Origin of the sequence: Pseudomonas sp. Wu6 (assembly GCF_019891515.1) — a bacterium.
GTDB lineage: Bacteria > Pseudomonadota > Gammaproteobacteria > Pseudomonadales > Pseudomonadaceae > Aquipseudomonas > Aquipseudomonas orientalis_A.
In genome coordinates this window covers 1-5,429 of record NZ_JAFLXH010000078.1, presented here as the reverse complement: position 1 = coordinate 5,429, position 5,429 = coordinate 1, and the positions used below count along the sequence as shown (strand labels likewise).

At 57.9% G+C, this 5,429-nt stretch carries 4 protein-coding genes and 1 pseudogene; 3 read left to right on the top strand and 2 right to left on the bottom strand.

From position 1 onward, the window contains the following. Positions 1 to 290: 290 nt before the first annotated feature. Positions 291 to 1,511 carry a CaiB/BaiF CoA transferase family protein gene (locus J1G34_RS26850; protein WP_065892530.1) on the bottom strand — a complete coding sequence of 407 codons (1,221 nt, stop codon included), beginning with the start codon at positions 1,509 to 1,511 and terminating at the stop codon, positions 291 to 293. Positions 1,512 to 1,524: 13 nt separating this feature from the next. Next, positions 1,525 to 2,706: an acyl-CoA dehydrogenase gene (locus J1G34_RS26845; RefSeq protein ID WP_065886800.1), complete on the bottom strand. Its 1,182-nt coding sequence runs from the start codon at positions 2,704 to 2,706 to the stop codon at positions 1,525 to 1,527. A gap of 158 nt (positions 2,707 to 2,864) precedes the next feature. Between J1G34_RS26845 and J1G34_RS26840 the strand changes: the two genes are divergently transcribed. The 3 genes and pseudogenes from J1G34_RS26840 to J1G34_RS26830 all read left to right on the top strand — a co-directional run. Beyond that, on the top strand, positions 2,865 to 3,800 hold the full coding sequence (locus J1G34_RS26840) for a LysR family transcriptional regulator (protein WP_122684291.1): 936 nt from the start codon (positions 2,865 to 2,867) through the stop codon (positions 3,798 to 3,800). A 415-nt stretch (positions 3,801 to 4,215) separates the two neighbouring features. Beyond that, positions 4,216 to 5,337, top strand: coding sequence for a Re/Si-specific NAD(P)(+) transhydrogenase subunit alpha (locus J1G34_RS26835; protein ID WP_065933572.1), 1,122 nt, complete (start codon positions 4,216 to 4,218; stop codon positions 5,335 to 5,337). Between the two features lie 15 nt (positions 5,338 to 5,352). Next, positions 5,353 to 5,429, top strand: a pseudogene (locus tag J1G34_RS26830) (NAD(P) transhydrogenase subunit alpha); the annotation flags it as partial.

Here is a 5,429-nt window from a genome sequence, read left to right as displayed (position 1 = left end):
ACCACTTGCGCTTGCGATCTCTCGTAAGCGGGAGGCGAATTCTACAGCGTTACACGCTGCTGTCAACACCTCTTTTTCAACTTCCTTTTGGCTTCGATGAACTGAAGCGACCTGCTTTCGAAACTCGCTTAACTCATTGTTTACCAAGGAGTTTTCCGTTTCGACTGCGCCGGAAGTGGGGCGAATTATAGGCGCACAGAATCTGCCGTCAACGACTAATTTCGTTTTCTTATCAAATAGTTAGGATTGATCAGAAAACGACCGACGCCCCTCTATATAGAAGAGATACTTCAGATAACGCCAGCCTCTCTTAAAGCAGCCACGCTCGACGGCGCCAGCCCCAGCACACTTTGCAGCACTTGAACCGTATGCTCACCCAACAGCGGAGGCGCATTACGATATTCCACGGGCGTCTTGGAAAGCCGGATGGGACTCGCAACCTGAGGCACCATCCCCGCTAACGCGTGAGGCAACTCTATGGCCAACCCGCGCGCCTTGACCTGCGGATCGGCAAACATCTGCGCCAGATCATTGATCGGCCCACATGGCACACCTACTTTCTCCAGCTGCGATACCCACTCTGCCGTAGTCTTGAACACGGTCGCCTGCCGAATCAGCGGGACCAGCACCGCACGATTGGCAACTCGCATCTTATTCGTAGAGAACCGCGGATCATCCGCCCACTGGGGTTGCCCGGCCACCTCGGCGAACTTGCGAAACTGCCCGTCATTACCCACGGTCAGGATGAAATCACCATCAGCCGTAGGAAAGTCCTGATAAGGCACGATGTTCGGATGCGCATTGCCCAGACGCTTTGGCGAAACTCCGGTAGTCAGGTAGTTCATCGCCTGGTTAGCCAGGCAAGCTACCTGCACATCCAGCAGCGCCATATCAATATGCTGCCCACCGCCGTCGTGATCCCGGTGAGCAAGCGCCGCCAGGATGGCTACGGTCGAATACAGCCCGGTGAGAATATCGGTCAATGCCACCCCAACCTTCACCGGCCCCGCGCCCTCATCCCCCTCAGGCCGACCGGTGAGGCTCATCAACCCACCCAGCCCTTGAATCATGAAGTCATAGCCGGCACGGGTTGCATAAGGGCCGGTCTGACCAAAGCCGGTAATCGAGCAATAGATCAGCTCCGGATTGATCGCCTTGAGCGACTCATAATCCAGACCATAAGCTGCCAGGCCACCCACTTTGAAGTTCTCGATCAGAATGTCCGACTTGGCAGCCAGGTCACGCACCAGCTTCTGCCCCTCAGGCTTGGTGAAGTCGATGGTCACCGACGCCTTGTTCCGGTTGGCGGACAGGTAGTACGCGGCCTCACTGGTGTTCTCACCATCAGCATCCTTGAGAAAAGGCGGCCCCCAGGCGCGCGTGTCGTCACCATTGCCCGGCCTTTCGACCTTGATCACCTCGGCCCCAAGGTCCGCGAGTATCTGCCCGGACCAAGGGCCCGCCAGTACTCGCGATAAATCCAGTACACGCAGATGCGAAAGCGCGCCCATGTCCGTGCTCCTATTAATAGAAGGCCTGAAGACCGGTTTGCGCGCGCCCCAGGATCAAGGCATGCACGTCATGCGTACCTTCATAGGTGTTGACCACTTCCAGGTTGACCAGATGACGCGCCACCCCGAACTCGTCGGAAATGCCGTTGCCGCCCAGCATGTCCCGGGCCATGCGCGCGATATCCAGAGACTTACCACATGAGTTGCGCTTCATGATCGAAGTAATCTCAACCGCCGCCGTTCCCTCATCTTTCATCCGCCCCAGGCGCAGACAACCTTGCAGCGCCAACGTGATCTCGGTCTGCATGTCGGCCAGCTTCTTCTGGATCAACTGCGTCGCCGCCAACGGGCGACCAAACTGATGACGATCAAGGGTGTACTGGCGCGCGGTATGCCAGCAGAACTCCGCAGCCCCCAGGGCGCCCCAGGAGATGCCGTATCGCGCCGAGTTCAGGCAAGTAAACGGACCTTTCAAGCCACGCACGTCCGGAAAGATGTTCTCTTCGGGCACAAACACGTTGTCCATGACAATTTCGCCCGTAATGGACGCCCGCAAACCGACCTTGCCGTGAATCGCCGGAGCACTCAGGCCTTTCCAGCCCTTCTCCAGTACAAAACCGCGGATGTCGCCGGCGTCGTCCTTGCCCCACACCACGAACACATCGGCGATCGGGCTGTTGGTGATCCACATCTTCGCGCCGGTCAGGCTGTAACCGCCTTCCACTTTGCGCGCACGGGTAATCATCGCGCCTGGATCAGAACCGTGATTGGGCTCGGTGAGACCGAAGCAGCCGATCCATTCGCCGGAGGCCAGTTTCGGCAGATACTTTTGCTTTTGCGCTTCGGTGCCGAATTCATTGATCGGCACCATGACCAATGAGGACTGCACACTCATCATCGAGCGATAACCGGAATCGACACGCTCCACTTCACGGGCAATCAACCCATAGCTGACGTAGTTCAAGCCACTGCCACCGTATTGCTCGGGAATCATGGCCCCCAGCAAGCCGGTTTCGCCCATCTCGCGGAAGATCGCGGGGTCGGTCTTTTCATGACGGAAAGCTTCAAGCACACGGGGCGCCAACTTGTCCCGAGCAAACTGCTCGGCACTGTCGCGCACCATGCGTTCTTCTTCGGTGAGCTGTTGATCCAGCAGCAGCGGATCGATCCAGTTGAAGCTTGCCTTGCCAGCCATGAATAAGTCCTCACGAAAAGAATCAAAACGTCGTGCAGGCAGACTAGGCCGGGGCGACGCCGAGGGCAAACGAGGTTTCTGCATGGGGTTGTGCTAATTTCTCACTTCGTAACGCCTGACAAGGCCAAAAAAGCGCCTTATATGTGAGGACAATGTACATGCGCAGGAAAATCCCCAGCACTACCGCGCTTATCAGTTTCGAAGCAGCCGCCCGCCATGAGAGCTTCACCAAGGCCGCACAGGAGCTTTCCATCACTCAAGGTGCGATCTGCCGACAGATCGCCAGCCTTGAAGAATTTTTGAGTGTCGAACTGTTTCGACGCTCGCGGCGCGGGGTAAAGCTGACGGAGGCGGGGCTGTCTTATAGCCGCAGGGTGGCAACGCAACTGGATGCAGTAGAACGCGACACCCTTTCAGTCATGGGCCAGCAGGGCGCGAATGTCATCGAACTGGCCGTGGTACCGACTTTCGGCACCCAATGGCTGATCCCGCGCCTGAAGGACTTTCAACAGCGGCACCCGGAAGTGACGGTCAACCTGACCAACCGCACGCGCCCCTTCCTGTTTGCCGACACCGAGTTCGACGCTGCGATCTATTTCGGCGATGCCGACTGGTCCGGCACCGAGTCCCACAGACTTATGGGTGAAAACCCCGTCCCCGTATGCAGCCCACGCTTACTCGGCGACCGCGCGCACTTTACCCCCCAGGAAATGGCCGACCTGCCGCTCTTGCAGCAGACAACGCGCCCTTATGCCTGGCGTCAGTGGTTCAACGCCCAACAGATGAGCGTTCCCCGCGACATGACAGGCCCGCGTTACGAGCTATTCTCAATGTTGTCCCAGGCGGCAATGCATGACATGGGCATTGCGCTGATCCCACCCTTCCTGATCCAGCGAGAGTTGAAAGAGCAGCACCTGGTGATCGCGAGCCACCAAACCCTGCCCAGCGATAAGGCGTATTACCTGATGATTCCGGAACGAAAGGTCAAATCCGCGTCCCTGCATGCGTTCCGCGATTGGCTCATCGAGCAATCTCGGCGCTACAACCCCGACACCCAAGGCCAACCCCCATTTACTGACCTTGTAGTCAACTAAATCAAAGCACTACAGATATACGCGGATGTCGCATTTAAACAGACTGTATCTGTTGAACAAAAAAGGAGCGCAAAGCCATGAATGATAAGGCTTGCAGCGACTATTACGGTTCAATAACCGACTATTCACGCCGACGATTAAAAAACCGCGCGTTACCGCCTACAAGCCTTTAATTGCTTGTATTTAAAGGGGTTATTTCGGCGCATTGCGACAATCAGTCACAGGGTGACTTGTAGTTAATTTTTCGTCACCCGTCATAATCCCTTGAAGGCCGTAAAGTTCGCCTGCAAAATGCCGCGCCCCGCTGTCATTTCAGCGGGATCGTGCTGATCGGCCGCCCCAGTTGCGCCACTCACGGCGCACTGGCCTTTTTACAAAAAGATCAAAAGCAAAAAGATCATGCAGGAGATTTGACGTGCACATTGGTGTTCCTCTCGAAACCCAGACCGGTGAAACGCGGGTGGCTGCCACCCCGGAAACCATCAAGAAGCTGATCGGCCAGGGCCATAAGGTCACTGTACAAAGCGGCGCCGGCATCAAAGCCAGCATCGTCGACAGTGCCTATGAAACGGCAGGCGCAACCATTGGCAGCGCCAGCGATGCGTTTGGCGCCGAACTGATCCTCAAGGTGGTTGCTCCCAGCGACAGCGAACTGGCGCTGATCAAAAGCGGCACCGTATTGGTGGGCATGCTCAACCCGTTCAGCAACGAAACCATCGCCAAGCTCGCAGAGCGCGGCATCACGGCCTTCGCGCTCGAAGCTGCGCCACGCACCTCCCGGGCGCAGAGCCTGGATGTGCTGTCCTCCCAAGCCAATATCGCCGGCTATAAGGCCGTGTTGCTGGCTGCCCACCACTACCCGCGCTTCATGCCGATGTTGATGACTGCCGCAGGCACGGTGAAAGCCGCTCGCGTGTTGATCCTCGGCGCCGGCGTTGCAGGCCTTCAGGCGATTGCCACGGCGAAACGCCTGGGTGCGGTGATCGAAGCGTCTGACGTTCGCCCGGCCGTGAAGGAGCAGATCGAATCCCTCGGTGCCAAGTTCGTTGATGTGCCTTACGAAACCGATGAGGAGCGCGAATGCGCGGTCGGCGTCGGCGGTTACGCACGTCCCATGCCCAGCAGCTGGATGCAGCGCCAGGCCCTGGCTGTGCATGAGCGCGCCAAGCAGGCCGACATCGTCATCACCACGGCGTTAATCCCCGGCCGTAAAGCGCCGACCTTGCTCAGCGCCGAAACCGTCGCGCAGATGAAGCCCGGCTCGGTGGTCATCGACCTCGCGGCAGCCCAGGGCGGCAACTGCCCGCTGACGGTTGCAGATCAAGTCGTGGTGGAAAACGGCGTGATCATCTGCGGCCCGACCAACCTGGCCGGCGCCGTGGCAGCCGATGCCTCGGCCCTGTACGCGCGCAACCTGCTGGACTTTCTGAAACTGGTGTTCACCCAGGAAGGGCAGTTTGAAATCAACCTCGAAGACGACATCGTCGCCGCGTGCCTGATGTGCCGCGACGGCCAAGTCATCCGCAAAAACGCCTAAGCAGGGATTCAGACGATGGAAGAGCTTATCTCCCCCGGTATCTACAACCTGATCATCTTTGTGCTGGCGATTTATGTCGGTTACCACGTGGT